This is a genomic window from Streptomyces sp. NPDC039465 (assembly GCF_055639315.1).
Genome location: NZ_JBVKAP010000006.1, coordinates 359,901 through 386,409 on the forward strand (window position 1 = coordinate 359,901; position 26,509 = coordinate 386,409).

The following is a 26,509-nucleotide window of genomic DNA, read 5'->3' on the forward strand; positions in this document are numbered from 1 at the left end:
ATGACCGAGAGTTCCGTGCACCCCGATCTCTGGCCCGCCCCGTCCGCGAGCGGAGCCGTCAACGCGACCGTCACCGTGCCCGGGTCCAAGTCGGTCACCAACCGCGCCCTGGTCCTCGCCGCGCTCGCCGCGGAGCCCGGCTGGCTGCGCCGCCCGCTGCGTTCCCGGGACACGCTCCTGATGGCGGAGGCCCTGCGCACGCTGGGCGTCGGCATCGAGGAGGGCGTGGGCCCGGACGGCACCGGCGAGGCGTGGCGGATCATCCCCGCCCGGCTGCACGGCCCGGCCACGGTCGACGTCGGCAACGCCGGTACGGTGATGCGCTTCCTGCCGCCGGTCGCCACGCTCGCCGACGGGCCGGTCCGGTTCGACGGCGACCCCCGCGCGTACGAGCGCCCGCTGAACGGTGTCATCGACGCGCTGCGCGCGCTGGGCGCCCGGATCGACGACGACGACCGCGGCTGCCTGCCGATGACCGTGCACGGCGGCGGCGTCCTGGACGGCGGCCCGGTGGAGATCGACGCCTCCTCGTCGTCCCAGTTCGTCAGCGCCCTGCTGCTGTCCGCGCCCCGTTTCAACCAGGGGGTGGAGGTGCGCCACACCGGTGCCCGGCTGCCCTCGCTGCCCCACATCCGGATGACCGTCGACATGCTCCGCAGCGTCGGCGCGCAGGTCGACGAGCCGGAGACCGGGGGCGAGCCCAACGTCTGGCGGGTCGCCCCGTCCGCGCTGCTCGGCCGCGATCTGACCGTCGAGCCCGATCTGTCCAACGCCCAGCCGTTCCTGGCCGCGGCGCTGGTCACCGGAGGCCGGGTGACCATCCCGGACTGGCCGGAGCGGACCACCCAGCCCGGTGACGCGCTGCGCGAGATCTTCACCGAGATGGGTGGCTCCTGCGAGCTCACCGACCTCGGTCTGACCTTCACCGGCACGGGCCGGATCCACGGCATCGACGTCGACCTGAGCGAGGTCGGCGAGCTCACCCCGGGCATCGCCGCGGTCGCCGCGCTCGCCGACTCGCCCTCCACGCTGCGCGGTGTGGCCCATCTGCGCCTGCACGAGACGGACCGGCTGGCCGCCCTCACCAAGGAGATCAACGAACTCGGCGGCGATGTCACCGAGACCGCGGACGGTCTGCACATCCGCCCGCGCCCGCTGCACGGCGGGGTGTTCCACACCTACGACGACCACCGCATGGCGACCGCCGGCTCGATCATCGGACTCGCCGTGGACGGCGTACGGATCGAGAATGTGGGGACCACCGCGAAGACCCTGCCGGACTTCCCGCAGATGTGGACCGGAATGCTCGAGGCCTGACGACATGCGCCGCTACGGCAAGCACACCGACGAGGACGACATCCGCCAGCGCCCGAACCCCAAGGGCAACCGGCCTCGTACCTCCATCCGCCCCAAGCACGAGGACGCCGCCGAGGGCATGGTCCTCACCGTGGACCGGGGACGGCTCACCTGCCTGGTCGACGACCGGGTCGTGATGGCCATGAAGGCCCGTGAGCTGGGCCGCAAGGCCGCCGTCGTCGGCGACCGGGTCGAAATCGTCGGTGACCTGTCCGGCAAGAAGGACACCCTCGCCCGGATCGTCCGGATCGGTGAGCGCAGCTCCGTGCTGCGCCGTACGGCCGACGACGACGACCCCTTCGAGCGGGTGGTCGTCGCCAACGCCGACCAGCTCGCCATCGTCACCGCCCTCGCCGACCCCGAGCCGCGGCCCCGGCTCATCGACCGCTGCCTGGTCGCCGCGTACGACGGCGGTCTTGAGCCGCTGCTCGTGCTGACCAAGTCGGACCTGGCTCCGCCGGACCAGCTGCTGGAGATGTACGGCGCGCTGGGCGTCCCGTATGTGGTGACGACCCATGACGAGTTTGTGGACGGTGTGGCCGCCGAGCGGGTGCACGAGCACCTGAAGGGCCGCACCACCGCCTTCGTCGGGCACTCCGGCGTCGGCAAGACGACGCTGGTCAACGCGCTGGTGCCGAAGGACCGGCGGCGGCTGACGGGCGTGGTGAACGCGGTCACGGGCCGCGGCCGCCACACCACCACCTCGGCGCTCGCCCTCCCACTGAGCAGTGGGGGCTGGGTCATCGACACCCCGGGTGTGCGCTCGTTCGGGCTGCACCACGTCGACCCGTCCCGGGTGATCCTCGCCTTCCCTGATCTCGTGGCGGGCACCGAGAACTGCCCCCGCGCATGCAGCCACGACGAGCCGGACTGCGGGCTGGACGCCTGGGTGGAGGAGGGCCACGCCGATCCGGCCCGGCTGTACTCACTGCGGCGGCTGCTCTCCACCCGCGAACGACGCGAGGGCGACTGACTCGCGCACGTTTGCGGTTGCCTCCCCTTGGTAAGTGCATAATCGCACCCAGTGATCCAAGCGAGCCGAGTGAGCCGAAGCAGTCACCGAAGGCGTGGGAGGCACTGAGATGGCGTGGCTGCTGGTGGTGGTGGCCGGTCTCCTGGAGACCGGCTTCGCGGTGTGTCTGAAGCTCTCCCACGGTTTCACCAGGCTCTGGCCCACCATCGCGTTCGCCTGCTTCGCCCTCGGCAGCTTCGGTCTGCTGACGCTTGCCCTGAGGCGGCTCGACGTCGGTCCGGCGTACGCGGTCTGGACGGGCATCGGGGCGGCCGGGACCGCGATCTACGGAATGATCTTCCTCGGCGATCTGGTCTCCACCCTGAAGATCATCTCGATCACGCTGGTGATCGTCGGCGTCATCGGTCTTCAGCTGTCGGGCTCGTCCCACTGATCCCCGGATTCCCCCGATCGGCGGTCCCCCGGACGGCGGTACGGACGAGCTGACCGACCCCGTCCGCGCCGGGCGCGACGACGTACGACAGCGCGAGCCGGACGGCCAGTTCGCAGCGGTACGCGTCGGTGGAGGCGTGCAACGCGGCCAGGGACCGGTCCCGTACCGCCTCGGCGAGCTCGGCCGGTGCGGGGGTGCCCGCGTCGGCGCGGCGCTGGGCGGGGACGGCGGCCGCGAAGGTGGCCCGGCGGGCCGGGCGGGGGTTGGGGAGACGTTCCTCCCAGCAGCCGGTGAGCAGGGCGCGCAGCAGCGGCCGGGTGTGCGCCTGGCCGACGATCCATTCGGCGACGTCGGCGAGGCGGTCGGCGGCCTCGGCCCGGCCCTCCGCGAGGACCCGGTCCACGCCGTACAGATAGGCGTCCGCCTCGCGCCGTACGAGGGCGCGGGCGAGTCCTTCCTTGCTGCCGAACTCGTTGTAGAGGGTCTGGCGCGAGACCCCGGCCCGCGCGGCCACGTCGACCATACGGACGCCGGACCAGGGCAGGGTGGCCAGGGCCGCGAGAGCGGCGTTCAGCAGTGCCTCACGCGCTGTAGGCATCGTCGCCTCCCGACCGTGCTGCTGGACGCACGGTGTGTCTGCGCACAGAGTTGACGGGCGGACACGGACTGTCAATAGCCCCCGCGAGTCGTCGTACGGCACCGGGATAGGCTGCCGCCATGGCCGATTACCACGATGATCTCCGGCTGGCCCATGTCCTCGCGGACGCCGCCGACGCCGCCACGATGGACCGGTTCAAGGCGCTCGACCTGAAGGTCGAGACCAAGCCGGACATGACACCGGTGAGCGAGGCCGACAAGGCCGCCGAGGAGCTGATCCGCGGCCAGCTCCAGCGGGCCCGGCCGCGCGACGCGATCCTGGGTGAGGAGTACGGCATCGAGGGCACCGGCCCGCGCCGCTGGGTGATCGACCCGATCGACGGGACGAAGAACTACGTGCGCGGGGTGCCCGTGTGGGCGACCCTGATCGCGCTGATGGAGGCCGGCGAGGGTGGCTACCAGCCGGTCGTGGGCGTGGTGTCGGCGCCCGCGCTGGGCCGTCGCTGGTGGGCGGCGAAGGGGCTCGGCGCGTACACGGGCCGCAGCCTGTCCGCCGCGAGCCGGATCGGGGTCTCCAAGGTCGGCGAGCTGTCGGACGCGTCGTTCGCGTACTCCTCACTGAGCGGCTGGGAGGACCGGGGCCGCCTCGACGGTTTCCTCGACCTCACGCGCGCGTGCTGGCGTACCCGGGCGTACGGCGACTTCTGGCCGTACATGATGGTGGCGGAGGGCGCGGTGGACATCTGCGCCGAGCCGGAGCTGTCGCTGTGGGACATGGCGGCGACCGCGATCGTGGTCCAGGAGGCCGGCGGCACCTTCACCGGCCTGGACGGCAGGCATGGCCCGCACAGCGGCAACGCGGCGGCCTCGAACGGTCTGCTCCACGGCGAGCTGTTGAGCTACCTGGGTGGCTGACCCGGGCTGAAACCGGGCGCCGAATGGCGCCCGGAGGCACGACGAGCCATCAGGGGCTCGACTCCCGGGCCCCCTCCACCGGCCCGCGCTCCCCAGGCGCACCCGGCGACACACCCCGCCCCGCCGGTCCTCGCACGCCCTCTTGTTCAACCTCCGCGGCCCTGCCACTCTGACAGTCCCCCCACTTGTGAACTTGTGAATCCGTTCTCTTGGGGGACGGTTCACCAAGGAGGTGGCTCCATCCATGCTCGTCCGTGACGCCATGAGCACGGTGGTCCTCACCATCGGACCCGCCCATACCCTCCGTCAGGCAGCCCGGCTGATGGCGGCGCGCCGCGTCGGCGCGGCCGTCGTCCTCGACACCGACACCAGCGGGCTCGGGATTCTCACCGAGCGCGACATCCTCAACGCGATCGGCGCCGGCCAGGACCCCGACCGTGAAACGGCCGGCGGTCACACCACCACCGACGTCGTCTTCGCCGCCCCCGGCTGGACCCTGGAAGAGGCCGCGGAAGCCATGGCACACGGCGGTTTCCGGCATCTGATCGTGCTCGACGGGGACGGCCCCGTCGGGATCGTCTCCGTACGCGACATCATCCGCTGCTGGGCCCCGGCACGACGGCACCCCGCCGCCCTGGCCGGATAGGCCGAGAGGGCCGGCCTCCCCCACAGGGGAGTCCGGCCCTCTCCATCAACGGCAGGCGACCTCAGCCACGCAGGGCCTGGACCGCGGCGTCGAGCCGCTTGCCGAAGTCTCCGTCCGCCTGACGGAAGTTGTTGATCGCGCGCTCGACGATGTCGTCCCGCGAGACCTTGGCGATGAAGCCCGACAGGTTCTCCACCAGGCGGCCCTTCTCGTCCTCCGACATCAGCCGGTAGAGGTTGCCCGCCTGGACGAAGTCGTTGTCCTCGGCGTGCACCGGGGCGGCGTGGTTGCCCGTGCCACCGGTGAGCGGGACCGGCTGCCACAGCGGGCGGTCGGTCTGGTGCGGGCCGCCGAAGCTGTTGGGCTCGTAGTTCTTCGCGCCCTTGTGGCGGCCGTCGTAGAGGAAGCCGTCACGGGAGTTGGTGCGCGCCTCGGTGGCGTGCGGGCGGTTCACCGGCAGGTGGTCGGCGTTGATGCCGACGCGGTAGCGGTGCGCGTCGCCGTAGGCGAAGAGACGGCCCTGGAGCATCTTGTCCGGGGAGGGGCCGATGCCGGGCACGAAGTGCGCCGGGCTGAAGATGGACTGCTCGACCTCGGCGAAGATGTTCTCCGGGTTGCGGTTGAGCTCCAGCTTGCCGATCTCGATCGGCGGGTAGTCCTCGTGCGGCCACACCTTGGTGAGGTCGAACGGGTTGAAGCGGTAGGTCGCCGCCTCGGCCGCCGGCATGATCTGGACCTGCACGGTCCAGGTCGGGAAGTCACCGCGCTCGATCGCCTCGCGCAGGTCGCGCTGGTGGGAGTCCGGGTCCTCACCGGCGAGCTTGTTGGCCTCGGCCTGGGTGAGGTTCTTGATGCCCTGGTCGGTCTTGAAGTGGTACTTGACCCAGAAGACCTCGCCGGCCTCGTTGTTCCACTGGTAGGTGTGCGAGCCGTAGCCGTTCATGTGGCGGTACGAGGCGGGGATGCCGCGGTCGCCGAAGAGCCAGGTGACCTGATGGGTCGACTCCGGGGACAGGCCCCAGAAGTCCCACACGTTGTCGGCCTCCTGCGAACCGGTGTACGGGTCGCGCTTCTGGGTGTGGATGAAGTCCGGGAACTTGATGGCGTCCTTGATGAAGAACACCGGGGTGTTGTTGCCGACGAGGTCGTAGTTGCCCTCTTCGGTGTAGAACTTCAGCGCCCAGCCCCGCGGGTCGCGCACGGCGTCGGCCGCACCGAGGTTGCCCGCGACGGTGGAGAAGCGCAGGAACGCCTCGGTCTGCTTGCCGACCTCGGAGAGGAACTTCGCCCGGGTCCACTGCGAGACGTCACGGGTCAGCGTGAAGGTGCCGTAGGCGCCCGCACCGCGCGCGTGGACGACGCGCTCCGGGATGCGCTCCCGGTTGAAGTGCGCGAGCTTCTCGAGCAGCAGCTGGTCCTGGACCAGGACCGGACCGCCGACGCCCGCCGTCTCGCTGTTCTGATTGTCGGCGACCGGCGCGCCGGCCTCCGTGGTGAGCGGTCCCTGCGTCACGTGCGCCTCCTGGTCATGTCCTGCAAGTCCTGTCCCTTGGCTAATGCCGTAGCCGATCCTACAATGGACATTGTCTAAGTCAAGCGAACTTCCAAAGTCACACCCGTTCGGGACCTGGTCCCTTGGCTGTTAGGCTGGTTCTCATGAGCGACCTGTTGGAACGACTGCGCGGACGCGGATGGCGGATGACCGCGCAGCGGCGCGTCGTGGCCGAGGTCCTCGACGGTGACCATGTGCACCTCACCGCCGACGAGGTGCACGCCCGCGCGGTGGAGCGACTCCCGGAGATCTCCCGGGCGACCGTCTACAACACGCTGGGCGAGCTGGTCAGCCTCGGCGAGGTCCTGGAGGTCTCCACGGACCGCCGCGCCAAGCGCTACGACCCGAACGCCCACCGGCCCCACCAGCACCTGGTCTGCGCCCAGTGCGGCGCCATCAGGGACGTCCACCCGGCGGGGAACCCGCTCGCGGACCTGCCGGACACGGAGCGCTTCGGCTTCACGATCTCGGCGGTCGAGGTGACCTACCGCGGCGTCTGCCCTAACTGCTCCGCCGCCTGACGACAGACGGAAAAAGAGGGGGTGTGCCCGCCGGGCACACCCCCTCTTCGCATGACCCATGGCCGATTCCTGTGGCCCATGGCCGAAAAGGACGCCGAAAACGACTCAGGGCCCGGATCCAATGGATCCGGGCCCTGAGCTTCAGTAGCGGGGACAGGATTTGAACCTGCGACCTCTGGGTTATGAGCCCAGCGAGCTACCGAGCTGCTCCACCCCGCGTCGGTGAACACAACCTTACGGCACCCCTCGGACCAGCGCAAATCCCATAGCTACGCGGGTTGAACGCGGGCCTTAAGCGGTGAGCTCCTGATGCAGCGCCTCGCTCAGCCGCGCCGCCCGCTCGGCGACCTCCGCCGGACCCAGCTCCACCGCCCGGGCGCACCAGCGCCGCCCCTCGGTCAGCTCACCACGGCGGGCCGCGAGGAGCCCGAGCCGGAGCGCGGCGCGGCCGTGCCCCGCGCGGGCGGCCCGGGCCCACCACAGCGCGGCCTCGCGCTCGTTGCCCTCGCGGGCGAGCAGCAGGCCGAGGTTGAAGGCGCCGTTGCGGCTGCCCGCGTCGGCGGCCTCGCGGTACCAGCGGGCCGCCTCGGGGGTGTCGCCGCGCGCGGCGGCGAGCATGCCGACCCGCACCTGCGCGCGGCGGTGGCCCTGCTCGGCGGCGCGCTCGTACCACTCCTCGCACTCGGTCTTCTCCGCGCGCGACTCGCCGAGCGCCGGCCGGCCGGGCTCCGGGCGGCGCGCGTCCAGCAGGGTGGCGAGCCGGAAGGCCGCCTCGGCGCTGCCGCCGCCCGCCGCGCACCGCAGATGGCGCTCCGCGGCCTGCTCCTCGCCGTCCCGCAGGCAGGCGATGCCGACCTGGAGCGCGGCCTCGGTGTGCCCGGCCGACGCGGCGCGCTCGTACCAGCCAAGGGCCGTACGGTCGTCGTCCCGGCCCGCGTAGAGGATGCCCAGGTTGAACGCGGCGTCCACGCTGCCGGCCTCGGCCGCCTTGGAGAACCACGGCTCGGCGCCGCCCGGGTCGCCCGCCTGCAGCAGCAGGACGGCGAGCGCGTTGGCGGCCTCGCGGTGGCCCGCGTAGGCGGCGCGGCGGTACCACTGCTCGGCCTGCTGGGTGCGGTCCTGGGCGGCGTAGAGCAGCCCGAGGTTGTACGCGCCGTTCACGTCGCCCGCGTCCATGGCGGCGCGGTACCACCGCTCGGCGCTCTGCTGCTCGCCGCGCGCGGCGTGCAGGGCGCCCAGCGCGTTGGCGGCGTTGCCGTCGCCGTCCTGGGCGGCGCGCAGCCACCAGACGGCGGCGCTCTCCTCGTCCCCCGCGTCCCGCAGCAGGAACCCGAGCGCGCAGGCAGCCTTCGGCTCGCCGTCCTTGGCGGAGTTCAGGTACCAGCGGCCGGCCTCCTTGAGCTCGCCGCGCTTCTCCAGGATGGCGCCGAGGTGCAGCGCGGCCCGCCGGTGCCCGCGCGCGGCGGCCTGGCGGTACCACTGCTCCGCCTCCAGGGCGGCGTCGAGGTTGTGGCGGGTGCCGGTGCCGTAGGCGGTGTGACGGGCGCCCGTGCCGTGGGCGCGGTCGGCGGACTGCCCGGCGCCGGTGCCGCGGTCGGCCGCGTGGCGGGTGCCGGTCGTGTACGCCGACGCGTCGTGCCGCGTACCGGAGGCGTGCGCGCCGTCGACGGGACGGCCCGTGCCGGTCGCGTACGCCCCGTCACCGGCCTGAGCGGCCGCCGCGGCGGCCGGGGTGCCTGCCTGGCGCTCCAGGACGCGGGCGAGGCGGTAGGCGGCCTCGCGATGGCCCTGCTCGGCGGCGGCGCGCAGCCAGCGCTCGGCGCCCACGTCGCTGCGGTGCTCCAGCAGATCGGCGAGGGCGTAGGCGCCCAGCGCGTGCCCCTGCTCGGCGGACTGGCGCAGCCAGTACTCGGCGGCCGGTTCGTCGCCGCGCTCGCGGTAGTGGCGGCCCAGCGCGTGCGCGGCGGCCGCGGACCCCGCGACAGCGGCCACCCGCCACCAGCCGGCGGCCTCCTCGGCGTATCCGCGCTGGTGGAGCAGGACGCCCAGATTGTTGGCGGCGGCCCGGTCGCCCTCGGCGGTGGCGCCGCGCAGGTAGGGCTCGGCGCCGTCGAGGTCGCCGCGGCGCAGCAGCAGGGCGCCCAGCACGCTCATCGACGCCGCGTCCCCGCCGTCGGCGGCCCGCCGGTGCCGGGCTTCGGTCTCCACGGTGTCGGTGGTGTCGGTGGTGCAAGCGGGGTCGGTGGTGTCGGCGCTGTCGACCATGTCGACGTTCTCCACGGTCCCGGAGTCACCCGTCCCGTACGCGTCCGCGGCGCTCTCGGCATGCCGCTGCACAAACCGCCTTGTCTCCAACAGAGTTGCCCTGTCCCCCATAAATTCCATCGTCGCACCACCCGCAACCCGCGTACACCTGGTATACCGCAGCCAGTGAGGTCACTTCAGCGTTTTGTCGACATGCCCACAGAGAGATAAGTCAAACACGCCTCACCCCAACTCGCCCCACCAGACAGGCCGTTCGCCCCCGTGTCGCGCACATGAGAAGGGCCCGGATCCATTGGATCCGGGCCCTTCTCTTCAGTAGCGGGGACAGGATTTGAACCTGCGACCTCTGGGTTATGAGCCCAGCGAGCTACCGAGCTGCTCCACCCCGCGTCGGTAAACCAACCGTATCACGGTGCGGAGCGGGCTCCGACCAGGGCCGCTCGGGCCCCGGCCGGCTGCCCGGCGCGCTATCCGGTCGGCTTCTGGGCCGCCTTCAGCTTCGCGCTGGCGTCCGCCGCGCGCTGGATCGCGTCCTGCAGGGCGTCCTGCGCCTTGCCGTATGCCGTCCAGTCGCCCTTCTTCATCGCCGCCTCGGAGTCCGCGTACGCCTTCTGCGCGTCCGCGATCGCCTGGTTGAGGGCGGCGTCGGCGGTGGCCGGCGGCTTGGGCGTGGTCTCGCCCGGCGGGGGCGGGGTGGGCTTGGCGCCCTCCACCCCGAAGACCGCGTTCAGCGCCTCGCCGAGGGTGTTCTCGAACACCGTGGTGTCCTTGGTGGTGTCACCGTCCGGCTGGTCCGCGTCGACGTACGACACCGCCACCTTCTTCAGCAGCGGATAGAGCGCGTTGCGGCCCTGGGCGTAGACCGGCTCGACGTAGAGGAACCCGCCGTCGAGCGGCACGGTGAGCAGATTGCCGTACTGGATGTCGGAGTCGGCGCCCTTCATGTCCCGGACGAACTGGGCCACCGACGGCAGACCGTTGAGCTTGCTCTGGACCTGTGCCGGGCCCGGCACGTCCGAGGTCACTCTCAGCAGCCTTATACGGCCGTAGTCCTTGCTGGTGGCGTCCGCGTCGACCGCCATGAAGCCGCCCAGGTTGGGCCGCCCGTTGGGGGTGAACGTGGTCGTCAGCGAGAACTGCTGCTGCTTGTCCCCGGGCATCTTCATGCTCAGGTAGTACGGCGGGACCGCGTTGCCGTCCTTGTTGGTCGGGTCGTCCGGGACCTGCCAGGCGTCACTGCCGCTGTAGAACTGCGCCGGGTCCTCGACGTGGTAGCGGGTGAGCAGCTCGCGCTGGACCTTGAACATGTCCTGCGGGTACCGCAGGTGCTGCATCAGGCTCGGCTTGATCTCGGCGCGCGGCTTCACCGTGTCCGGGAACGCCTTCATCCAGGTCTTCAGGACCGGGTCCTTGGTGTCCCACTGGTAGAGCTTCACCGTGCCGTCGTAGGCGTCGACGGTGGCCTTCACCGAGTTGCGGATGTAGTTGACCTGGTTCTGCTGGGCGACGACCGTGCGCTGCTGGTTGCCGACGGTCAGCGCGTCGGCCGTGGTCTCGCCGAGCGTGGTGCGCGACGCGTACGGGTAGCCGTTGGTGGTCGTGTACGCGTCGACGATCCACTGGATGCGGCCGTCGACGACCGCCGGGTAGGCGTCGCCGTCGATGGTCAGCCAGGGCGCGACGGCCTCGACCCGCTCCTTGGGCGTGCGGTTGTACAGGATCCGCGAGCCCTCGCCGATGGCTCCCGAGTAGAGGATCTGCGGCTCGCTGAAGGCCACCGCGTAGGCGGCCCGGTTGAACGCGTTGGAGAGGTTGACCCCGCTCTTGCCCTCATAGCTGGTGGTCTTCTCGCCGTTCTCCTCGTAGTCCAGCTCCTTCTGCGGCCCGCCGACGATCGAGTACTGGTCGGTCTTCTCGCCGTAGTAGATCCGCTGCTGGTACTTGGGCGTCTGGCCGCTGGTCGGCAGCCCTGCCTCGGTGAAGACCGGCGAGCCGTTGGCGTCGGTCGTGGTGCCCGTGGCCATGATCGCGCCATAGCCGTGTGTGTAGGTGAAGTGGTCGTTGATCCAGTTCCGCTTCGGGATGCCCTTGATGTTGAGCTCCCGCAGGCCGACGACGGTGTCCTGGCCCTTGTAGCGGTCGACGTCGAGGGTCGTCGGGAACTGGTAGTACTTCCGCTTCTGCTCCAGCTGCTGGAACGTCGGCGAGACGATGTTCGGATCGAGCAGCCGGTAGGCCGCCGCCGAGTCGGCGTCGTTGCGGAGCCTGTCCTTGGCCTTGACCGTGGACTTGCCCGAGTAGTTCTCCGGCTTCGTGTCACCGATGGCGTACGCCTGGCGCGTCGCGTCGATGTTCTTCTTGATGTACGGGGCTTCCTTGGCCTGCTCGTTCGGCTGGACCTGGAACTTCTGCACGATGGCCGGGTACAGGCCGCCGATCAGGATGGCCGACAGCACCATCAGGCCGAAGCCGATCACCGGCAGCTGCCACGTGCGGCGCCACAGGGTGGCGAAGAACAGCACGGCGCAGATGGCGGCGATGCAGAAGAGGATCGTCTTCGCCGGCAGATAGGCGTTGGCGTCGACGTACCGCAGACCCGTCCAGTTGCCGGTCGCCTTGAAGTCGCTGGACTTCACGGCGAGGCCGTACCGGTCGAGCCAGTACGCCACGGCCTTGAGGGAGACGAAGACACCGAGCAGCACCGACAGGTGGCCGGTGGCCGCCGCCGTGGCCCGGGCGCCGGGGGAGGTGATGCGCAGCCCGCCGTACAGGTAGTGGGTGAGCGCCGCGGCGATCAGGGACAGCACGGTGGCGGCGAAGCCGAAACCGAGCAGGAAGCGGTACCAGGGCAGGTCGAAGGCGTAGAACGCCACGTCCAGCTTGAACTGCGGGTCCTCCTGGCCGAAGGGCACGCCGTTGACGTACATCAGCCAGGTGCGCCACTGGCCGGAGGCGGAGGCACCGGCGATCAGCCCGACCAGGGCGGTGATCCCGAGGAGCACCCACTTCTTGTACGGCGCGAGACCCATGCGGTACCGGTCGAGGCTCTGCTGCTCCAGCGACATCGCGCTCAACGGCGGGCGCAACCGGTGTGCCAGCCAGATGTTCAGGCCGACGGCGGCCGCCATCAGCAGACCGAACACGGCGAACAGGCCGATCTTGGTCCATAGTGTGGTGGTGAAGACGGTCGAGTAGTTGACCGAGCGGTACCACAGCCAGTCCGTCCAGAACCCGGCGAACATGACGAACGCCATGGCCAGCACGGCCAGCACACCCAGTGTCATGAGCAGGGTGCGGGCCCGGCGGGAGGGCCGGCCGACTCTGATCCGTGGCCCGGTCGGGCCTCCGCCGCGGTCCGGCATCTGGAAAGCCAACGTGCGCCCCTCGAAGTTCGCGGTCGTGTGAAGCGGGCCCCCGCGATGCTAGAGCCCACTGATGCAACTTACTGAGGCTTTACCTAGTTCCCGTCTCGGGGGGATAACGAGGCAGGATATTGACCATGTCCAACGTTTCCTCCTCCGGCCCCCCGATGGCCGCGAGCCCCCTCACCCGAGCCGTGCTCGAGATCGACGAGTACGCGTCCGGTCTCGGCTGGGACCAGCCCGCCCGGCTCTTCGCCCTTGTCGACACCGCCCAGCTGCGCAGCCAGGAACCGGCGCTCGCCGCCCAGCTCGGCCTGGACGGCGACGACGCCGCCGCCCCCCTCACCCCGATCGAGCAGGACGAGTTGCCCGCCGGGCAGGCCCTCGACGACTTCCTCGGGACGATCGCCTGGCCCGACGCGGTGGCCGGCTGCGCGCTGACCGTGGAGCGGCTGATGCTGCCTCCGTCGGCCGAGGCGTCCGTCCCGGAGAACCTCAGCGAGGCCGCCCTCGCCAAGTGGGTCGCCAAGCACCCGGACCGCCAGGAGGTCCGCATGACCGTCGCCGTGCTGCGCGACGGGGCCCGCGAGTCCGCGCTGCGGCTGCGCGAGAAGGACTCTCCCAACGAGGTCCTCACCGGCGCCGATCTGGTGCCGGGTCTGGCCGAGGCGCTGTCGGCGACCTTCGAGTCCTAGGCCGTACGTCTCCGGGGTCCGCGCCGCGTACGGGCCCCGGGGGCGCCGCCGCCGTCAGCTCGTGGAGCAGCGCGGCAGGGAGGCGAGGTCTCCCTTGCGGAGCTTCTCCAGCGACTTCGTCGCGTCGTCGATGGTGTCGACCTTGATCAGGGTCAGGCCGTCGGGGGTGTCCGTCGCGGCGGAGGCGCAGTTGTCCGCCGGGGTCAGGAAGTAGCGCGCGCCCGCGTTGCGCGCGCCCACCAGCTTCATGTCGATACCGCCGATCGGGCCGACCTTGCCCTTCTCGTCGATGGTGCCGGTGCCGGCGATGAACTTGCCGTCGGTCAGCTCGCCGGGGGTCAGCTTGTCGACGATGCCGAGGGCGAACATCAGACCGGCGCTCGGTCCGCCGACGTCCGCGAGCTTGATGTCGATGGTGAACGGGAAAACGTGGTCCGTCCCGGCCCGGATGCCGACGATCGCCCGGTCCCCCTCCGGGGACTTGGCCGTGGTGAGGGTGACGTTCCTCGTGACGGTGGGCGCCTTGCCCGCCTTCTCCGCGGCCGCCGCGTCCTTGGCCGGGACGATGGTGAAGACGACCTTCTGCCCCGGCTTGCGCTTGACGACCTGCTTGGCGACGTCGTCGGGCTGCGTGACGGGCGTACCGTCGACCGCCTTGATCACATCTCCGGCGTGCAGCGTGCCCTCGGCCGGGCTGTCCTTCTGCACGGAGGCGACCACCACGCGCGTGGTGACCGGGATACCCAGCTCGCCCAGGGCGGCGACCTTGGCGCTCTCCTGGGACTGGCTGAATTCCTCGGCGTTCTCCTGGGTGGACTGCTCCTCGGTCTTGCCGTCCGGGTACAGCGTGTCGTGCGGCACCACGACGTTGTCATGGGCCAGCCAGCCGTAGACCGCCTCGACGATGTTCATCCGGTAGTCCGCGCTGGTGACCCTGACCGTGGTCATGTTGAGATGCCCGCTCGTGGGATACGTCTCGCGGCCGCTGATCCGCAGCACCGGCTCGCCGTCGGCCTCGCCGAGCGTGTTGACGGTCGGGCCCGGGCTCATCTCCGAGTACGGCACCGGGAGGAGGACGCCGACACAGAGCAGGGTGATCAGAACGAGCGTGGAGGCGAGCATCGTCGCAGTGCGGCGTGGCATGGAACGACAGTACGGGACGGGTCTGTCAACGCACTGTCGGGGCGGTCCGTACGAGGCGGCCGGCGGGGAGAGGCCGGAGACGTGGCAACTGCGTACGGTGGGCGCCGGTGTCAGGCAGGTCCGGTACCGGAATGGGACTTCTCCATCGCGTCACGGAACCGCGCGTAGCCGGCGAGCTCGGCGACGTCGCCGACAGTTCGGTTCCTCGAGACCCAGCTTGCCCATATCGCCGCGCCTACGACGGCGAAAAGCGGAATCAGCAACCAGGCGAGCACTGCCATCCCGTCCTCCCATCCCCAATGAGCGACCGCAACCAGTGACCGCAACGAGTGATCAGCAGACTAGCCATCCGCTGCTTCAACGCTGCTGCCAGGGGGGCGGTTACGCAAATTGGGGCGGATGCCACCTCAGGGTGTTTCACGGGACGTTTTGCCAGGTCCGAGCGGCGTGTCGGAACCTCAGCAGGCGCCTACCCACTCCTCGGTGCCGTCCGAGAACTGCTGGTGCTTCCAGATCGGCACCTCGTGCTTGAGGTCGTCGATCAGCTTGCGGCAGGCCTCGAAGGCTTCACCGCGGTGCGGGCAGGAGACGGCGACGACGACGGCGAGATCGCCGACGGTCAGATCGCCCACTCGGTGGACGGCGGCCAGGGCGCGTACGGGATAGTCCGCGACGACCTTCTCGGCGACCCGCCGCAGCTCGGCCTCGGCCGTCGGGTGGCAGGAGTAGCCGAGGGCGTCGACGTCGGCGCCACCGTCGTGGTTGCGCACGGTCCCGACGAAGAGCGTGGTGCCGCCGGCCGCGTCGTCGCCGACGGCCCGGAAGACCTCGTCGACGGAGAGCGGGGTGTCACGGATGGCAAGCAGCTTGATGGGGTCCGCCGCAGCCTGCTCACCGGGATGATCGTGCGTGGGTGCCATGCGGTCCATGGTGCCGTACCGCCACGACATCCCGGAATAGCGTTTTCGACCGGCGGTGAGGACCCTCCGTAGGAGGGTCCTACAGACCTCCGTGCCGGGCCGGGGACCGCTGCCTCACAGACCCCGCCGCTTGCGGGCGCGGCGTACCAGCGCGGCCGTGCCGAGCAGCGCGACCGTCGCACCGGCGGCGCCCGCGGCGGTGGCGTCCTTGCGGCCGAGGCGGCGTCCGGCGAGGGTGTGCCGGCCCTGGACCTCTTCGAGCAGCGCCGCGAGGACCTCCTCGTTGGTCCACCGGGGCCGCCAGCCTGCGTCGTGCAGCCGTCCGACACTGACCACCCAGGGGTGCATGGTGTACGCGAGGTCGCCGGCCGGGGACGGGGTCAGGCCGATCCGGTGCAGCCGGGCCGCGGCGCCGAGGGCGACGGCCGACGGCAGCTCCATCCGCCGGATCCCGCTCAGCTCCTCGACCTCCTCCTGTTCCAGCCAGCCGTCGCAGCCGACCGCGAACTCCCCGTCGACCTTCTCGAGGGCCGCGTACTCCAGGGCGCTGACCAGGTCCTCGACGTGGCAGAACTGCCAGGTGGGCCGGGATCCGGCCACCACGAGGAGGCGCGGCGACTCGAAGTAGCGGGTGAGGGCGGTGTCGGTGCCGCCGACCAGGACGGCGGGCCGGACGACGGTGACGTTGAGGCCGGGGTGGGCGCGGGGTGCGCGGCGGCCGAGGCGTTCGATCTCCAGCAGGTCGCCGACGCCGGTGGCCTCGGCGGTCGCCCGGAGCTCGGCGTCCTCGGAGAGCGGGATGTCGTTGTCCGGCAGGGCGCCGTAGACCATCGCCGAGGTGCACAGCACGACCCGGTGCACGCCCGCCGCGGCGGCCGCGGTGAGCACGGTCTGGGCGCCGCGGACGTTGTACGCCGTCCGGGCGGCGGCGTCGGTCTCCAGGTCGAGGTCGACGGCGAGGTGCACGACGACGTCGGCGCCCCGCAGCTTCTCGGCGATGGCCGGATCGCGTACGTCCAGGATGTGCCACTGCGCCTCGGGGATCTCGCCCCTGCGCTCGTCGATGGCGATGACCTGCTTGATCTCCTCGCACGCGACGAGGCGCCGGGTCAGCAGCTCACCGACACCGGAAGCGGCGCCGGTGACCGCGACGACGGGGCCGCGCGCGGCGGACCGGGTTGAGAGGTTTCGCGCTGCGCGAACCTGCGGATCTGGGGAACTCACCGGGCGTCTCCAGCGGTTGTCTTCAGTACGTACGTGAATGACGCGTACGTACCAGGTGGCGTCCATCCTGCCGCAGGCCGCGAGGCGGCGAAGCACTGAGGCCTTATCCGGCCTCGATGTCTAGGCTTGGTGGTGTTGTCGGGCAGTCGCCGCCGGCGGAGAGCCGGCGGCCCTACGAGCCGAGGAAACCCGTGAGTGACACCCCATTCGGATTCGGCCTTCCGCCGGAGGAGCCGGAGAACGGCGACGAGGGCAAGAAGAAGGACCCCGCCGGAGGTGGCCAGGGGTCGGGCGGCGACCCCTTCGGGTTTGGCGGCCTGCCGGGCGGCGCGGACAATCCGTTCGCCGCGATGTTCGGGTCCCTGAACCCCAACGACCTGGGTGCGGCCTTCCAGCAGCTCGGCCAGATGCTGAGCTACGAGGGCGGTCCCGTGAACTGGGACATGGCCAAGCAGATCGCCCGGCAGACCGTGGCGCAGGGCACGGCGGACGGCACGAAGGACGCCAGTGTCGGCCCGGCGGAGAAGACGGCCGTCGAGGAGGCGGTGCGCCTCGCCGACCTGTGGCTGGACCAGGTGACCTCCCTGCCGTCCGGTGCGAACACCGCTGTGGCGTGGAGCCGCGCGGAGTGGGTCGAGGCGACCCTGCCCGCGTGGCAGCAACTGGTGGACCCGGTGGCCGAGCGGGTCGGCGCGGCCATGGGCGATGTGCTGCCCGAGGAGATGCAGGCCATGGCGGGCCCGCTGATCGGCATGATGCGCTCGATGGGCGGCGCGATGTTCGGCCAGCAGATCGGGCAGGCCGTGGGCGCCCTCGCGGGCGAGGTGGTCGGTTCGACCGATGTCGGCCTGCCACTCGGCCCGGCCGGGAAGGCTGCGCTGCTGCCACTGAACATCGAGACGTTCGGCAAGGACCTTGGCGTGCCCAAGGACGAGGTCCGGCTCTATCTGGCCCTGCGCGAGGCCGCCCACCAGCGGCTCTTCGCCCACGTGCCGTGGCTGCGCTCGCATCTGTTCGGTGCGGTCGAGGGGTACGCGCGCGGGATCAAGGTCGACACCTCCAAGCTGGAGGACGCGGTCGGCCAGCTCGACCCGACCCACCCCGAGCAGCTGCAGGAGGCGCTGCAGCAGGGCATGTTCCAGCCGCAGGACACCCCGGAGCAGAAGGCCGCGCTGGCCCGTCTGGAGACCGCTCTGGCGCTGGTCGAGGGCTGGGTGGACGCGGTGGTGCACGAGGCCGCGAAGACCCGGCTGACCTCGGCGGACGCGCTGCGCGAGACGCTGCGCCGGCGCCGGGCGACGGGCGGGCCTGCCGAGCAGACCTTCGCCACGCTGATCGGTCTTGAGCTGCGGCCGCGCCGGCTGCGGGACGCCGCCCGGCTGTGGGCGTCGCTGACCGACGCGCGCGGGGTGGACGGCCGGGACGATCTGTGGGGCCACCCGGACATGCTGCCGACGGCGTCCGACCTGGACGACCCGGACGGCTTCGTCCACCGCGAGCAGCTCGACTTCTCCGAGCTCGACAAGATGCTGGGTGAGGCGGCCGAGCGGGCCGACGAGGACGGCAAGGACGACACCGACAAGTGAGCCTGCACGATGACGCCGTTCTCGTACTGAAGGCGTACGAGGACCAGCTGGAGCTGCGCCAGCTCTATCTGGATCATCTGGCCGCCCACCCGGACGGCATGTGGAAGGCCTGCGGCGCCGGGCACCTCACCGCGAGTGCGCTGGTCGTGGATCCGGAGCGCGGGCGGGTGCTGCTCACGCTGCACAAGAAGCTGGGCATGTGGCTGCAGATGGGCGGTCACTGCGAGCCGGGCGACGCGACGGTCGAGGCGGCCGCGCTGCGGGAGGCCGTCGAGGAGTCGGGCGTGCGGGGGCTGACGCTGCTGCCGGGCGGTCCGGTGCGTCTTGATCGGCATCCCATTCCGGCGCCGTGCCACTGGCATCTGGATGTGCAGTACGCGGCACTGGCGTCGGCCGACGCGGTCGAGGCGATCAGTGACGAGTCGTTGGATCTGCGCTGGTTCCGCTACGACGAGGTGGCGGAGGTGGCCGACGCGTCGGTGGTCCGGCTGGTGGAGCACACCCGCGCCCGGCTCTGACGCCGTGCGGAACACGGTAAGGGGCGGCCTCCAGGGAGGCCGCCCCTTACGTCTGAGCTCTGCGCTCTTGCCGAGCTGTCCGGGCTCAGTTCCAGGCGTTGTTCTGGTTCTGGGCGTGGGAGCCGTGCTGCCCGGCTCCGAACTGGGCGCGCACGCCCTGCCCGATCTGCGCGTTCTGCGGTGGCATGACCTCGCTGGGCTGGACCAGGGCGAAGCCCTGTCCGAGGAAGCTGAGCTCCCAGCCCTCGCCGGTGTTGCCGCGGCGCCGCATCACGCCGGAGGAGTGCGTCTGCGCCTGCATCTGCACCCGCAGCCCGGAGGACCAGGCGACGATCGCGTCGGCGTCGGCGTTGACGTACTTGTCGGGCGTGACCTGCATCATCAGCGGCTGCCCCGAGGTCATCAGGGCGACCTTGCCGCGGCCGGAGATGTTGAGCTGGTACTTGCCCGAGCCGGAGATGCCGTACTGGCTGTCCACGGCGATCACTTCGGTGTGCAGGGTCGAGTCCAGCGCCAGGACGTAGGCGCTGTCGACGGTCATGCCCTCCTGGTCGACGTCCACGACGTGGATGTACTGGGCCAGGTTGGCGAAGTAGACCGTGCCCTGTCCGGAGCAGCGCATCAGGTCGAGGCCCTCGCCGGTGTTGGCGCGGGCCCGGCGCTGGCTGCTGGTCTGGTATTCGCCGTCGAAGTCGACGAGTCCCTGGTAGGCGACCATGGCGCCCTTACGGGCGAGGATGTCGTCGTGGCCGGTGAGCGCGACCCGCAGCAGCTGCGGGTTCTGTACGACGTACCGCTCCTGGCTCTGCTGCTCGGCGTGGTTGAAAAGCGGGCTCTGCATGGTGTTCTCGCTCCCCCTCAGCCCCGGATCCGCAGACGGTCGGTGCTGTCCTCACTCGGCTGGACGACGACGATGCCGCGTCCGGAGAAGGCCATCTGGTAGGCCTCTCCGCTGCCCCGTCCGATCAGGGAGGAGGCCTTGAAGCTGCGCTTGCCCTTGACCTTCAGCTCCGGGGACCAGGCGACGAGGGCGTCCGGGTCGACGTACGTCTCGTCCTCGCCGCGGCCGCAGTCGACGACGATCGGGGTGCCGCGGGAGGTGAGGGCGACCCAGCCCGTACCCGCGATCTGGACGTTCCACAGCCCCTGGCCGGCGAACTTGGCCAGGCCCTTGACCTTCTCGACGCCCCACTGGAGGTGGGCGTCGAAGGCGAGGAGGTTGGTGCCGTTGACGGAGAGCGAGTCGTTGTTGAGGTTGATGACGACGACGTCGGCGCCGTAGTCGGCGAGGTAGAGCAGTCCGTCGCCGGAGCACTTCATGATCGGCGCGCCCTCGCCGGTGATCCACTGGGAGGCGACCTGGCGGGCAGCGGGCGGGTTGGGCTCGTACTGGATGAAGCCTTCGTAGGCGACCATCGAGCCGGTACGGGCGAACAGGTCCTGGCCGGAGGCCATGGCGACCTTCAGCATGGAGCGGCCGTGGTTCTCCATCCGGGCCGCCATCGGAGTCGGGGCGTAGCCCGCGAGTTGCTGGTTCATGTCTTCGGGCTCCCTCAGACCTCGTACGGCTGGACGACGATGAAGTTGCCGGGGGCTCCCCGGAACTGGAGGTTGACGGTCTCTCCGCTGTGGCCGGGGTAGGCGTTGCGGCGCAGCCGGACCTGGCTGGAGAGGATCACCTGCGAGGCGGCGGACCAGGCGACGACGGCGTTGCAGTCGGCGAACGTGGTCGGCGTGACGGGCAGGACGACGGGGACGCCGTGGGTCTTCACGACGACGGTGCCGGTGCCCTGGAACTGCATGGTGAACAGGGCGCCGCCAGGGATGCCGTGGCCCTCGATGCGACGGACCTCGTGCTGGAGGGACTCGTCGAAGGCGAGGACGTTCTCGGCGGAGACGCAGATGGCGTCGCCCTGGAGCTCGATGGGGTGCAGATGGGCGCCTTCCTCGGCGAGGAACACCTGTCCGCGGCCGGTGCAGCGCATCAGCTGCATCTCCTGACCGGTGGCGTTGCCGACGATACGGCCGGCGAACCCGGCGCCCTTGTAGCCGAATTCGACCTTGCCCTGGTACATGACCATGCTGCCCTGGCGGGCCAGGACGGGAACGCCGCCCATGGCCAGGTCGACCCGCATGAGCTGCTGGTTCTGCGGGGTCCAGCGCTGGCCGGTGGCGGCCTCCTTGTACGGAGCGAGCGCGGCGGCGAGTCCGGCGCCGGCGCCCTGCGGGGCCCCTTGCGGCATGCCGCCGGGCGGCATGCCCATGGGGGGCTGCTGGCCGAACTGCGGCTGACCGTAACCGGCCGGCGCGGGCTGGCCGTACGGCGAGGGGGCGGGCGGCGCGGCCTGGCCGGGGACCTGCCCGAACTGCGGCGGCTGAGGCGGCTGGCCGTACGGGGACGGGGGCGCGGGCGGGGCCATCGGCGCCGCGATCGTGGGCGCCCCGTGCACGGGCTGGGGCGCGGGCGCCGGGGCAGGCGCGGGGGCGGCCGGGGCGCCGAAGGAGGGCGCGGGCTGGGCCTGCTGAGGCTGCTGGGGCGCGCCGAACGCGGGAGCCGGGGCAGCAGCCGCCGGAGCCGGGGCGGCGAAACCGGGGGCCGCCTGCGGCGGCTGGCCGGCCGGTTCCTCCTCGGCGACCTCGCCGCCGAAGTTGCGCAGCAGCGCGGCGAGTCCGCCGTCGAAGCCCTGGCCGACGGCGGCGAAGCGCCAGACGTCCTTGAGGTAGAAGTCACCCAGCATCACGGCGCGCTCGGTGGTGAACTCCGAGCCCGTGAAGGAGTACCGGACGACCTCTTCGCCGCCCGCGACGATCCGGATGTAGCCCGGACCGATCTGGGACATCTGGCCGTCGCCGTCGATGGTCGCGGTGAAGGACAGCTTGTGGATCGAGGCCGGGATGCGGTCCAGCGTGACCCGGAAGGACTCGGTGTCACCGGCCTGTGCGCCCAGGAGCTGGATGGATTCCTCGGGTGACTTCGGCTGGTTGAAGAAGACGAAATACCGGTCGTCGGAAAGCTGTTCGTCGGCGTCCAGGCCGAAGCAGCTGATGTCGAAGCTCAGCCCGGGCGCCGCGATCTGCACGCCCACGTACAGGTCGGTCCCGGAAGTGAGATCACTGATCTTGGCCTTGTGGCCCCGTTGGAATTCCCTGGCCATGCGTAACGACCGTCCCCCATCCCGAAATGTGAATGCGTCGCGCCAGGCTAACGGCTGGCGACGACATTGAGCCAAGTCGGGACGGATTCGGTACAGGATCGACGAATGTCACTCTCCGCGAGCGGCCGGCAGATGCGGCAACCGCTCGGCGGCGACGACGCCTTCGAGGTAGCCGCGGGCCCGCTCGGTACGCGGGTAGGCCTCCAGGAGCCGCCAGAAGTCCGGGCCGTGACCGGGCACCAGGAGGTGGGCCAGCTCATGGACCAGGACGTAGTCGACGACGTACTCGGGCATCCCCTGGAGCCGGTGGGAGAGACGGATGCTGCCCTCGGAGGGGGTGCACGACCCCCAGCGGGTGTTCTGGTTCGTCACCCACCGCACGGACGTGGGGCGCGCCCTGCCGCCGAAATACTGGTCCGACAACCGCTCGGCGCGCTCGCCCAGTTCGACGTCGCCCAGCATGCGCTTGCTCTCCTGGGCGGCGAGCTTGTCGAGCATCACGGTCACCCAGCGATGCTCCTCCGCCTCGGACATCCGGGCGGGGATGAGCACGATGGTCCGGTCGCCCTCCCGGTAGGCGGAGACTGTTCTGCTCCGCCGGGAGCTCCTCCGGACCTCGACCGCACTCGTCCCCGACCCGCGGGGCGGTTTCCTTGTCTCGCTGCGCTGTGGGTCGGCGGGCACGCCCCGACGTTACCCGCTGTCAGCGGAGGAAGTCCCGCCTCCAGGACGGTTCGGACGGGATCCACCCACGTCGTACACCATTTGAACGACTAATACCCCGCCCCTGTGGACAACTTTCCGTGGTCTTCGCGCCGCCGAGGCATTCTGACGGCGGAGATCACCACAGCGAGTGATCATGAAACTCCGGGGGCGGAAATGCATCCGATGGTGAAGCCGGCGCTGCGGCGTGCCTGGCGGAATCTTCAGTACGTGCAGTTCGGTGTGACACCGGCGCACGCGGTGGTGGTCGGTCCGGTGGACACGACCACCGGCAGCCTGATCGGGCTGATGGACGGGACGAGGGGCATCGATCTGCTGCGCGCGGAGGGCAGGGCGCTCGGGCTGGACGAGGACCGGGTGGACGTGCTGGTGGACAGGCTGGCCGCGGCGGGGCTCCTCGTCGACGCGGCGGCGGGCAGAGGGGGCGCCGTGGCGTCCGGGCGGCGTCCTGGGGCGCCGGATCCGCTGCGCGCCGATCTGGAGTCGCTCTCCGTGGTCCACCGGGAGCCGGACGGCGCGGCACGGCGCTGGTCGGCGCGGCGGACTGCGCGGGTGCAGGTGCGCGGCGCCGGGCGGGTGGGGGCGGCGGTGGCGGCGCTGCTGTCCGCGTCCGGGGTGGGGCGGGTGGAGGTGCTGGACAGCGGGCCGGTGGAGCCCTGGGACGTGTCCCCTGGCGGGCTGCCGCCGGAGGCGGTGGGCGAGCGCAGGGCCACCGCGGCCCGGCGGCTCGTGGGGAGATCGGCGCCGGGGGGCCGGGTACCGCGGGCCCGGCAGGCGGCCGACGCGCCGGGAGCGGGCAGCGGGCGGCCGGTCTCGCTGATCGTGGTGGCGCCGAGGGACGGGCTGGGGGCGTATCTGCCCGACCCGGTTCCGGCCGGGGAGTGGATCGCGGCCGGCACCCCGCATCTGTACGCGGGGGTGGCCGAGGCAACCGGCGTGGTGGGCCCGCTGGTGCTGCCCGGCGGGACGGCCTGCGCCGGGTGCATGGAGCGGGAGCGGACGGACCGGGAGCCGGTGTGGCCGCGGATGCTGGCGCAGTGGCGGTCCGGCGGGCCGGGCGCCGTGCCCGCCTGCGATCTGGGTCTGGCGACGGTGGTGGCCGGGCTCGCCGCGGCGCACGCCCTGGCGTTTCTCGACGGTGAGCTGCCGGCGAGTGTCGGGGCGCGCTGGGAGACGTCTTCGCCGTTGCTGGAGTGGCGCTCGGAGCGGGTGGTGCCGTACGCCGGGTGTGTTTGCGGCGCCGCTGGTGACGGAGAAGGGGAGCGGGCCTCGGGCGCCGGAGCCGCGCACGACACAATGGCGGGGTAACGGCCACCGGTACGCGACATCGGCGGCGAACGCGGCACAGCAGTCTGGGATTTGGAGGGGCGCATGTCTGATCTACCCCGGAAGGCGGTCACTCGGACCGCCAAGTTGGCCGCGCTGCCACTGGGCTTCGCCGGTCGGGCCACGTGGGGGCTTGGGAAGCGGATCGGCGGGAAGTCCGCCGAGATCGTCGCCCGTGAGCTGCAACAGCGCACCGCGGATCAGCTCTTCAAGGTGCTTGGTGAGCTCAAGGGCGGGGCGATGAAGCTCGGGCAGGCGCTGTCCGTCTTCGAGTCGGCGCTGCCGGAGGAGGTGGCTGGCCCGTACCGCGCGGCGCTCACCAAGCTGCAGGAGGCGGCGCCGCCGATGCCGGTGCGCACGGTCCACGCGGTCCTCGCGGAGCGGCTGGGCGAGGACTGGCGGGAGCTGTTCCTGGAGTTCGAGGACAAGCCGTCGGCGGCTGCGTCGATCGGTCAGGTGCACCGGGCGGTGTGGCACGACGGCCGCGAGGTCGCGGTGAAGGTGCAGTATCCGGGGGCCGGTGAGGCGCTGCTCTCCGATCTGACCCAGCTCAGCCGGTTCGCCCGGCTGCTCGGCCCGCTGGTTCCGGGCATGGACATCAAGCCGCTGATCACGGAGCTGCGGGACCGCGTCTCCGAGGAGCTGGACTACGGCCTGGAGGCACAGGCCCAGCGGGAGCACGCGGCGGAGTTCGCGGACGATCCGGATGTCGTGGTGCCCGATGTGGTGCACCAGTCCGACCAGGTGCTGGTGACGGAGTGGATCGACGGCATCCCGCTCGCCGAGGTGGTGGCGGACGGCACCCAGGAGCAGCGGGACCGGGCGGGTCAGCTGCTGGCCCGGTTCCTGTTCTCCGGTCCGGCGCGTACGGGGCTGCTGCACGCCGATCCGCATCCGGGGAACTTCAGGCTGCTGCCCGCGGTGGCGACGGACGACGGCGAGGAAGGAGAGCCCGGGGACTGGCGGCTGGGGGTGCTGGACTTCGGCACGGTGGACCGGCTGCCCGGCGGGCTGCCGGAGACGATCGGCATCTGTCTGCGGATGACGCTGGCGGGTGAGGCCGAGACGGTCTACGAGCTGCTGCGTGAGGAGGGCTTCGTCAAGGAGAGGATCGCACTCGACCCGGACGCGGTGCTCGAGTATCTGCTGCCGATCATCGAGCCGGCGGAGGTGGACGCGTTCGCCTTCTCCCGGGAGTGGATCCGCAACCAGGCCGCCCGGATCGCCGACCTGCGCTCCCCCGCCCATCAGTTGGGCAAGCAGCTCAATCTGCCGCCGTCGTATCTGCTGATTCACCGTGTGACGTTGAGCACGATAGGGGTGCTCTGTCAGCTGAACGCGACGGTCCGGCTGCGGGACGAGCTGGAGGAGTGGCTGCCGGGGTTCCTGCCGCAGGACGAGGAGACGGAGCCGGACGCGCCGGAGCCGCAGGTGGTGGCGGAGGGCTGAGCGGGGGCGGCCCGCGCCCTCACCACCAGGACGAGTCGAGCCGACCCTCGATCGCCCTGATGTTGGCGCGGGCGCACGCCTCGCAGAAGTACTCGCGGCGGCCGTTCTCCACCGAGCAGGTCCAGGTCACCGGAAGCGGGTCGGCGACCCGGCCGCAGCGGGCGCAGGCGATGCTCTTGCTCTCCTCGGGTGTCCGGGGGTCTCCACCGGAGTCACTACTCAGCACCCTGAAGACGATAACCGGGCGGGGCTCCGCGGCCGGGGCAACGCACCGCGGGGGCCGGTCCGTTCGGACCGGCCCCCGCGGCGGTGGGCTCAGCTGGTGAGCTCCCTGGGTTCTCAGTGCATGACGGCCATGGCCAGCGCACGGCGGGCGCGCAGGGAGACGCGCTCGGCGCGGCGCTGCATGCGCCGGGCGGCGACCAGGCGTACGGCCTGACGTTGCGCGTCGGCTTCCCTCAGGCGGTCGTGCATATGCGCACGGGCCAGGGCTTCTGGGATGAGTTGCATCTCGCGGGTCCTGTTCTGGCGCGAGGCGTTCGCGCCGATGGTGGTGACAGCTGGGGTGGCGGAGCCGGACGGCTCGCTCGTGGAAGAGGACATGGGGGCCTGCTTCTGGGGATCGTGCGTGAGGGGTCGGTCGATGGTTCCGGTGGCGGTCATGCCGCGACGACCGGGTTCTTGCGCGGGCGGCCACGCGGCCGCTTGCGGGCCACGACGACACCCTGGACGAACAGCTCGCCGCCCCAGACACCCCACGGCTCACGCCGCTCCTTGGCGCCCGCCAGGCAGGCCTCCATCAGAGGGCAGGTCCGGCAGAGGGACTTGGCGTACTCGACGTCCGCCGGCGACTCGGCGAAGAAGACCTCCGGGTCGTAGGAACGACAGGGGACCGGTACGCCGAGGTTCTCGATGGCGTCGTCGAGCGCGGTGAGCGCGGTGAGGGGGGTCAAGGTGGAGTCCTCCGTGAGGCCGGGCGGGGGGATCGTTTCGGAAGGCGGTACGGACGGGGCGTGCGCTTCGAGTTGCACGGGGTGTTCTTCCTCGTCTGTTGTTCCGGCCTGTTGACCGGGTGTCGGCTGGTACCGGGTCTTGCGCTGTCCCAAGGCCCCTTCGGCCTGCTCCGCCCGTTCGGGCAAAACAGAAGGGC

25 protein-coding genes and 2 tRNA genes are annotated in these 26,509 nt (G+C 71.2%); 11 read left to right on the plus strand and 16 right to left on the minus strand.

What is annotated here, in order from left to right; translation table 11 throughout:
• The 3 genes from aroA (at nt 1) to ACZ7LT_RS22040 (ending at nt 2,762) form a co-directional block, all read left to right on the plus strand.
• Nucleotides 1–1,317, plus strand: coding sequence for a 3-phosphoshikimate 1-carboxyvinyltransferase (gene aroA / locus ACZ7LT_RS22030; RefSeq protein WP_471237757.1), 1,317 nt, complete (start codon nt 1–3; stop codon nt 1,315–1,317).
• A 4-nt stretch (nt 1,318–1,321) separates the two neighbouring features.
• The gene (rsgA, locus tag ACZ7LT_RS22035; protein WP_471237758.1) at nt 1,322–2,329 is read left to right on the plus strand and encodes a ribosome small subunit-dependent GTPase A; all 1,008 of its coding nucleotides are present in this window, start codon (nt 1,322–1,324) and stop codon (nt 2,327–2,329) included.
• Nucleotides 2,330–2,438: 109 nt separating this feature from the next.
• Nucleotides 2,439–2,762, plus strand: a complete 324-nt coding sequence (locus ACZ7LT_RS22040) for a DMT family transporter (RefSeq protein ID WP_471237906.1) — start codon at nt 2,439–2,441, stop codon at nt 2,760–2,762.
• Here ACZ7LT_RS22040 and ACZ7LT_RS22045 read toward each other — a convergent pair.
• Complete coding sequence (locus ACZ7LT_RS22045) at nt 2,728–3,360, minus strand: TetR/AcrR family transcriptional regulator (protein ID WP_471237759.1); 633 nt, start codon at nt 3,358–3,360, stop codon at nt 2,728–2,730. The two genes, ACZ7LT_RS22040 and ACZ7LT_RS22045, sit on opposite strands and share 35 nt — an antisense overlap.
• 119 nt (nt 3,361–3,479) lie before the next feature.
• Between ACZ7LT_RS22045 and hisN the strand changes: the two genes are divergently transcribed.
• Together hisN and ACZ7LT_RS22055 are read left to right on the plus strand one after the other, a co-directional pair.
• A complete protein-coding gene (gene hisN / locus ACZ7LT_RS22050; protein WP_471237760.1) occupies nt 3,480–4,274 on the plus strand; it encodes a histidinol-phosphatase in 795 nt (264 codons plus the stop codon).
• Nucleotides 4,275–4,518: 244 nt separating this feature from the next.
• Nucleotides 4,519–4,920 carry a CBS domain-containing protein gene (locus tag ACZ7LT_RS22055; RefSeq protein WP_471237761.1) on the plus strand — a complete coding sequence of 134 codons (402 nt, stop codon included), beginning with the start codon at nt 4,519–4,521 and terminating at the stop codon, nt 4,918–4,920.
• A 61-nt stretch (nt 4,921–4,981) separates the two neighbouring features.
• Here the strand turns inward: ACZ7LT_RS22055 and ACZ7LT_RS22060 are convergent, their stop codons facing one another.
• A complete protein-coding gene (locus ACZ7LT_RS22060) occupies nt 4,982–6,433 on the minus strand; it encodes a catalase (protein WP_471237762.1) in 1,452 nt (483 codons plus the stop codon).
• Between the two features lie 143 nt (nt 6,434–6,576).
• Here ACZ7LT_RS22060 and ACZ7LT_RS22065 point away from each other — a divergent pair, with 143 nt between their 5' ends.
• Complete coding sequence (locus ACZ7LT_RS22065; protein ID WP_471237763.1) at nt 6,577–6,993, plus strand: Fur family transcriptional regulator; 417 nt, start codon at nt 6,577–6,579, stop codon at nt 6,991–6,993.
• A gap of 145 nt (nt 6,994–7,138) precedes the next feature.
• On the opposite strand, the gene ACZ7LT_RS22070 is transcribed toward ACZ7LT_RS22065, so the two are convergent.
• The 4 genes from ACZ7LT_RS22070 to ACZ7LT_RS22085 form a co-directional block, all read right to left on the minus strand.
• Nucleotides 7,139–7,212, minus strand: a tRNA-Met gene (locus ACZ7LT_RS22070).
• Between the two features lie 72 nt (nt 7,213–7,284).
• Nucleotides 7,285–9,378 carry a tetratricopeptide repeat protein gene (locus tag ACZ7LT_RS22075; protein WP_471237764.1) on the minus strand — a complete coding sequence of 698 codons (2,094 nt, stop codon included), beginning with the start codon at nt 9,376–9,378 and terminating at the stop codon, nt 7,285–7,287.
• Between the two features lie 196 nt (nt 9,379–9,574).
• Nucleotides 9,575–9,648, minus strand: a tRNA-Met gene (locus ACZ7LT_RS22080).
• A gap of 77 nt (nt 9,649–9,725) precedes the next feature.
• Nucleotides 9,726–12,620, minus strand: coding sequence for a UPF0182 family membrane protein (locus ACZ7LT_RS22085; protein WP_471237907.1), 2,895 nt, complete (start codon nt 12,618–12,620; stop codon nt 9,726–9,728).
• A gap of 137 nt (nt 12,621–12,757) precedes the next feature.
• Between ACZ7LT_RS22085 and ACZ7LT_RS22090 the strand changes: the two genes are divergently transcribed.
• Nucleotides 12,758–13,315: a PPA1309 family protein gene (locus tag ACZ7LT_RS22090; RefSeq protein ID WP_471237765.1), complete on the plus strand. Its 558-nt coding sequence runs from the start codon at nt 12,758–12,760 to the stop codon at nt 13,313–13,315.
• A 54-nt stretch (nt 13,316–13,369) separates the two neighbouring features.
• Here ACZ7LT_RS22090 and ACZ7LT_RS22095 read toward each other — a convergent pair whose 3' ends face one another.
• From ACZ7LT_RS22095 to ACZ7LT_RS22105, 3 genes are all read right to left on the minus strand, one after another.
• Nucleotides 13,370–14,458 carry a YlbL family protein gene (locus tag ACZ7LT_RS22095; RefSeq protein WP_471237766.1) on the minus strand — a complete coding sequence of 363 codons (1,089 nt, stop codon included), beginning with the start codon at nt 14,456–14,458 and terminating at the stop codon, nt 13,370–13,372.
• A gap of 458 nt (nt 14,459–14,916) precedes the next feature.
• Nucleotides 14,917–15,378, minus strand: a complete 462-nt coding sequence (locus tag ACZ7LT_RS22100) for a molybdenum cofactor biosynthesis protein MoaE (RefSeq protein ID WP_471237767.1) — start codon at nt 15,376–15,378, stop codon at nt 14,917–14,919.
• Between the two features lie 114 nt (nt 15,379–15,492).
• Nucleotides 15,493–16,602 carry an SDR family oxidoreductase gene (locus tag ACZ7LT_RS22105; RefSeq protein WP_471237768.1) on the minus strand — a complete coding sequence of 370 codons (1,110 nt, stop codon included), beginning with the start codon at nt 16,600–16,602 and terminating at the stop codon, nt 15,493–15,495.
• A 191-nt stretch (nt 16,603–16,793) separates the two neighbouring features.
• Here ACZ7LT_RS22105 and ACZ7LT_RS22110 point away from each other — a divergent pair, with 191 nt between their 5' ends.
• Both ACZ7LT_RS22110 and ACZ7LT_RS22115 read left to right on the plus strand, forming a co-directional pair.
• Nucleotides 16,794–18,188, plus strand: coding sequence for a zinc-dependent metalloprotease (locus ACZ7LT_RS22110; protein ID WP_471237769.1), 1,395 nt, complete (start codon nt 16,794–16,796; stop codon nt 18,186–18,188).
• Nucleotides 18,185–18,706 (plus strand): NUDIX hydrolase, encoded by a 522-nt coding sequence (locus ACZ7LT_RS22115; protein ID WP_471237770.1) that lies wholly within the window; start codon nt 18,185–18,187, stop codon nt 18,704–18,706. Before ACZ7LT_RS22110 ends, ACZ7LT_RS22115 begins: the two co-directional genes overlap by 4 nt.
• A gap of 85 nt (nt 18,707–18,791) precedes the next feature.
• Here the strand turns inward: ACZ7LT_RS22115 and ACZ7LT_RS22120 are convergent, their stop codons facing one another.
• The 4 genes from ACZ7LT_RS22120 to ACZ7LT_RS22135 all read right to left on the minus strand — a co-directional run bounded on the left by ACZ7LT_RS22120 (nt 18,792) and on the right by ACZ7LT_RS22135 (nt 22,545).
• Complete coding sequence (locus tag ACZ7LT_RS22120) at nt 18,792–19,547, minus strand: AIM24 family protein (RefSeq protein ID WP_471237771.1); 756 nt, start codon at nt 19,545–19,547, stop codon at nt 18,792–18,794.
• Nucleotides 19,548–19,564: 17 nt separating this feature from the next.
• Complete coding sequence (locus ACZ7LT_RS22125; protein ID WP_471237772.1) at nt 19,565–20,245, minus strand: AIM24 family protein; 681 nt, start codon at nt 20,243–20,245, stop codon at nt 19,565–19,567.
• Between the two features lie 14 nt (nt 20,246–20,259).
• Nucleotides 20,260–21,861, minus strand: a complete 1,602-nt coding sequence (locus ACZ7LT_RS22130; RefSeq protein WP_471237773.1) for a TerD family protein — start codon at nt 21,859–21,861, stop codon at nt 20,260–20,262.
• Nucleotides 21,862–21,969: 108 nt separating this feature from the next.
• Entirely contained in the window at nt 21,970–22,545 is a 576-nt protein-coding gene (locus tag ACZ7LT_RS22135; protein WP_078513406.1) for a M48 metallopeptidase family protein, read from the minus strand.
• A 195-nt stretch (nt 22,546–22,740) separates the two neighbouring features.
• Between ACZ7LT_RS22135 and ACZ7LT_RS22140 the strand changes: the two genes are divergently transcribed.
• Both ACZ7LT_RS22140 and ACZ7LT_RS22145 read left to right on the plus strand, forming a co-directional pair.
• Nucleotides 22,741–23,892: a ThiF family adenylyltransferase gene (locus ACZ7LT_RS22140; RefSeq protein WP_471237774.1), complete on the plus strand. Its 1,152-nt coding sequence runs from the start codon at nt 22,741–22,743 to the stop codon at nt 23,890–23,892.
• 63 nt (nt 23,893–23,955) lie between these two features.
• Entirely contained in the window at nt 23,956–25,359 is a 1,404-nt protein-coding gene (locus tag ACZ7LT_RS22145) for an ABC1 kinase family protein (protein ID WP_471237775.1), read from the plus strand.
• Nucleotides 25,360–25,378: 19 nt separating this feature from the next.
• On the opposite strand, the gene ACZ7LT_RS22150 is transcribed toward ACZ7LT_RS22145, so the two are convergent.
• The 3 genes from ACZ7LT_RS22150 to ACZ7LT_RS22160 form a co-directional block, all read right to left on the minus strand.
• Nucleotides 25,379–25,585: a hypothetical protein gene (locus tag ACZ7LT_RS22150; RefSeq protein ID WP_471237776.1), complete on the minus strand. Its 207-nt coding sequence runs from the start codon at nt 25,583–25,585 to the stop codon at nt 25,379–25,381.
• Nucleotides 25,586–25,698: 113 nt separating this feature from the next.
• Nucleotides 25,699–26,022: a hypothetical protein gene (locus ACZ7LT_RS22155; protein WP_471237777.1), complete on the minus strand. Its 324-nt coding sequence runs from the start codon at nt 26,020–26,022 to the stop codon at nt 25,699–25,701.
• Nucleotides 26,019–26,390, minus strand: a complete 372-nt coding sequence (locus tag ACZ7LT_RS22160) for a WhiB family transcriptional regulator (protein WP_471237778.1) — start codon at nt 26,388–26,390, stop codon at nt 26,019–26,021. The genes ACZ7LT_RS22155 and ACZ7LT_RS22160 overlap by 4 nt, the downstream gene beginning before the upstream one ends.
• Nucleotides 26,391–26,509 lie beyond the last annotated feature (119 nt).

Excerpts from the sequence above, each read along its gene's own strand:
- aroA (WP_471237757.1), top strand. The coding sequence starts at position 1 with ATGACCGAGAGTTCCGTGCACCCCGATCTCTGGCCCGCCCCGTCCGCG.
- rsgA (WP_471237758.1), top strand. The coding sequence starts at position 1,322 with ATGCGCCGCTACGGCAAGCACACCGACGAGGACGACATCCGCCAGCGC.
- ACZ7LT_RS22040 (WP_471237906.1), top strand. The coding sequence starts at position 2,439 with ATGGCGTGGCTGCTGGTGGTGGTGGCCGGTCTCCTGGAGACCGGCTTC.
- ACZ7LT_RS22045 (WP_471237759.1), bottom strand. The coding sequence starts at position 3,360 with ATGCCTACAGCGCGTGAGGCACTGCTGAACGCCGCTCTCGCGGCCCTG.
- hisN (WP_471237760.1), top strand. The coding sequence starts at position 3,480 with ATGGCCGATTACCACGATGATCTCCGGCTGGCCCATGTCCTCGCGGAC.
- ACZ7LT_RS22055 (WP_471237761.1), top strand. The coding sequence starts at position 4,519 with ATGCTCGTCCGTGACGCCATGAGCACGGTGGTCCTCACCATCGGACCC.
- ACZ7LT_RS22065 (WP_471237763.1), top strand. The coding sequence starts at position 6,577 with ATGAGCGACCTGTTGGAACGACTGCGCGGACGCGGATGGCGGATGACC.
- ACZ7LT_RS22075 (WP_471237764.1), bottom strand. The coding sequence starts at position 9,378 with ATGGAATTTATGGGGGACAGGGCAACTCTGTTGGAGACAAGGCGGTTT.
- ACZ7LT_RS22085 (WP_471237907.1), bottom strand. The coding sequence starts at position 12,620 with ATGCCGGACCGCGGCGGAGGCCCGACCGGGCCACGGATCAGAGTCGGC.
- ACZ7LT_RS22090 (WP_471237765.1), top strand. The coding sequence starts at position 12,758 with ATGTCCAACGTTTCCTCCTCCGGCCCCCCGATGGCCGCGAGCCCCCTC.
- ACZ7LT_RS22095 (WP_471237766.1), bottom strand. The coding sequence starts at position 14,458 with ATGCCACGCCGCACTGCGACGATGCTCGCCTCCACGCTCGTTCTGATC.
- ACZ7LT_RS22100 (WP_471237767.1), bottom strand. The coding sequence starts at position 15,378 with ATGGCACCCACGCACGATCATCCCGGTGAGCAGGCTGCGGCGGACCCC.
- ACZ7LT_RS22120 (WP_471237771.1), bottom strand. The coding sequence starts at position 19,547 with ATGCAGAGCCCGCTTTTCAACCACGCCGAGCAGCAGAGCCAGGAGCGG.
- ACZ7LT_RS22125 (WP_471237772.1), bottom strand. The coding sequence starts at position 20,245 with ATGAACCAGCAACTCGCGGGCTACGCCCCGACTCCGATGGCGGCCCGG.
- ACZ7LT_RS22130 (WP_471237773.1), bottom strand. The coding sequence starts at position 21,861 with ATGGCCAGGGAATTCCAACGGGGCCACAAGGCCAAGATCAGTGATCTC.
- ACZ7LT_RS22140 (WP_471237774.1), top strand. The coding sequence starts at position 22,741 with ATGCATCCGATGGTGAAGCCGGCGCTGCGGCGTGCCTGGCGGAATCTT.
- ACZ7LT_RS22145 (WP_471237775.1), top strand. The coding sequence starts at position 23,956 with ATGTCTGATCTACCCCGGAAGGCGGTCACTCGGACCGCCAAGTTGGCC.
- ACZ7LT_RS22155 (WP_471237777.1), bottom strand. The coding sequence starts at position 26,022 with ATGACCGCCACCGGAACCATCGACCGACCCCTCACGCACGATCCCCAG.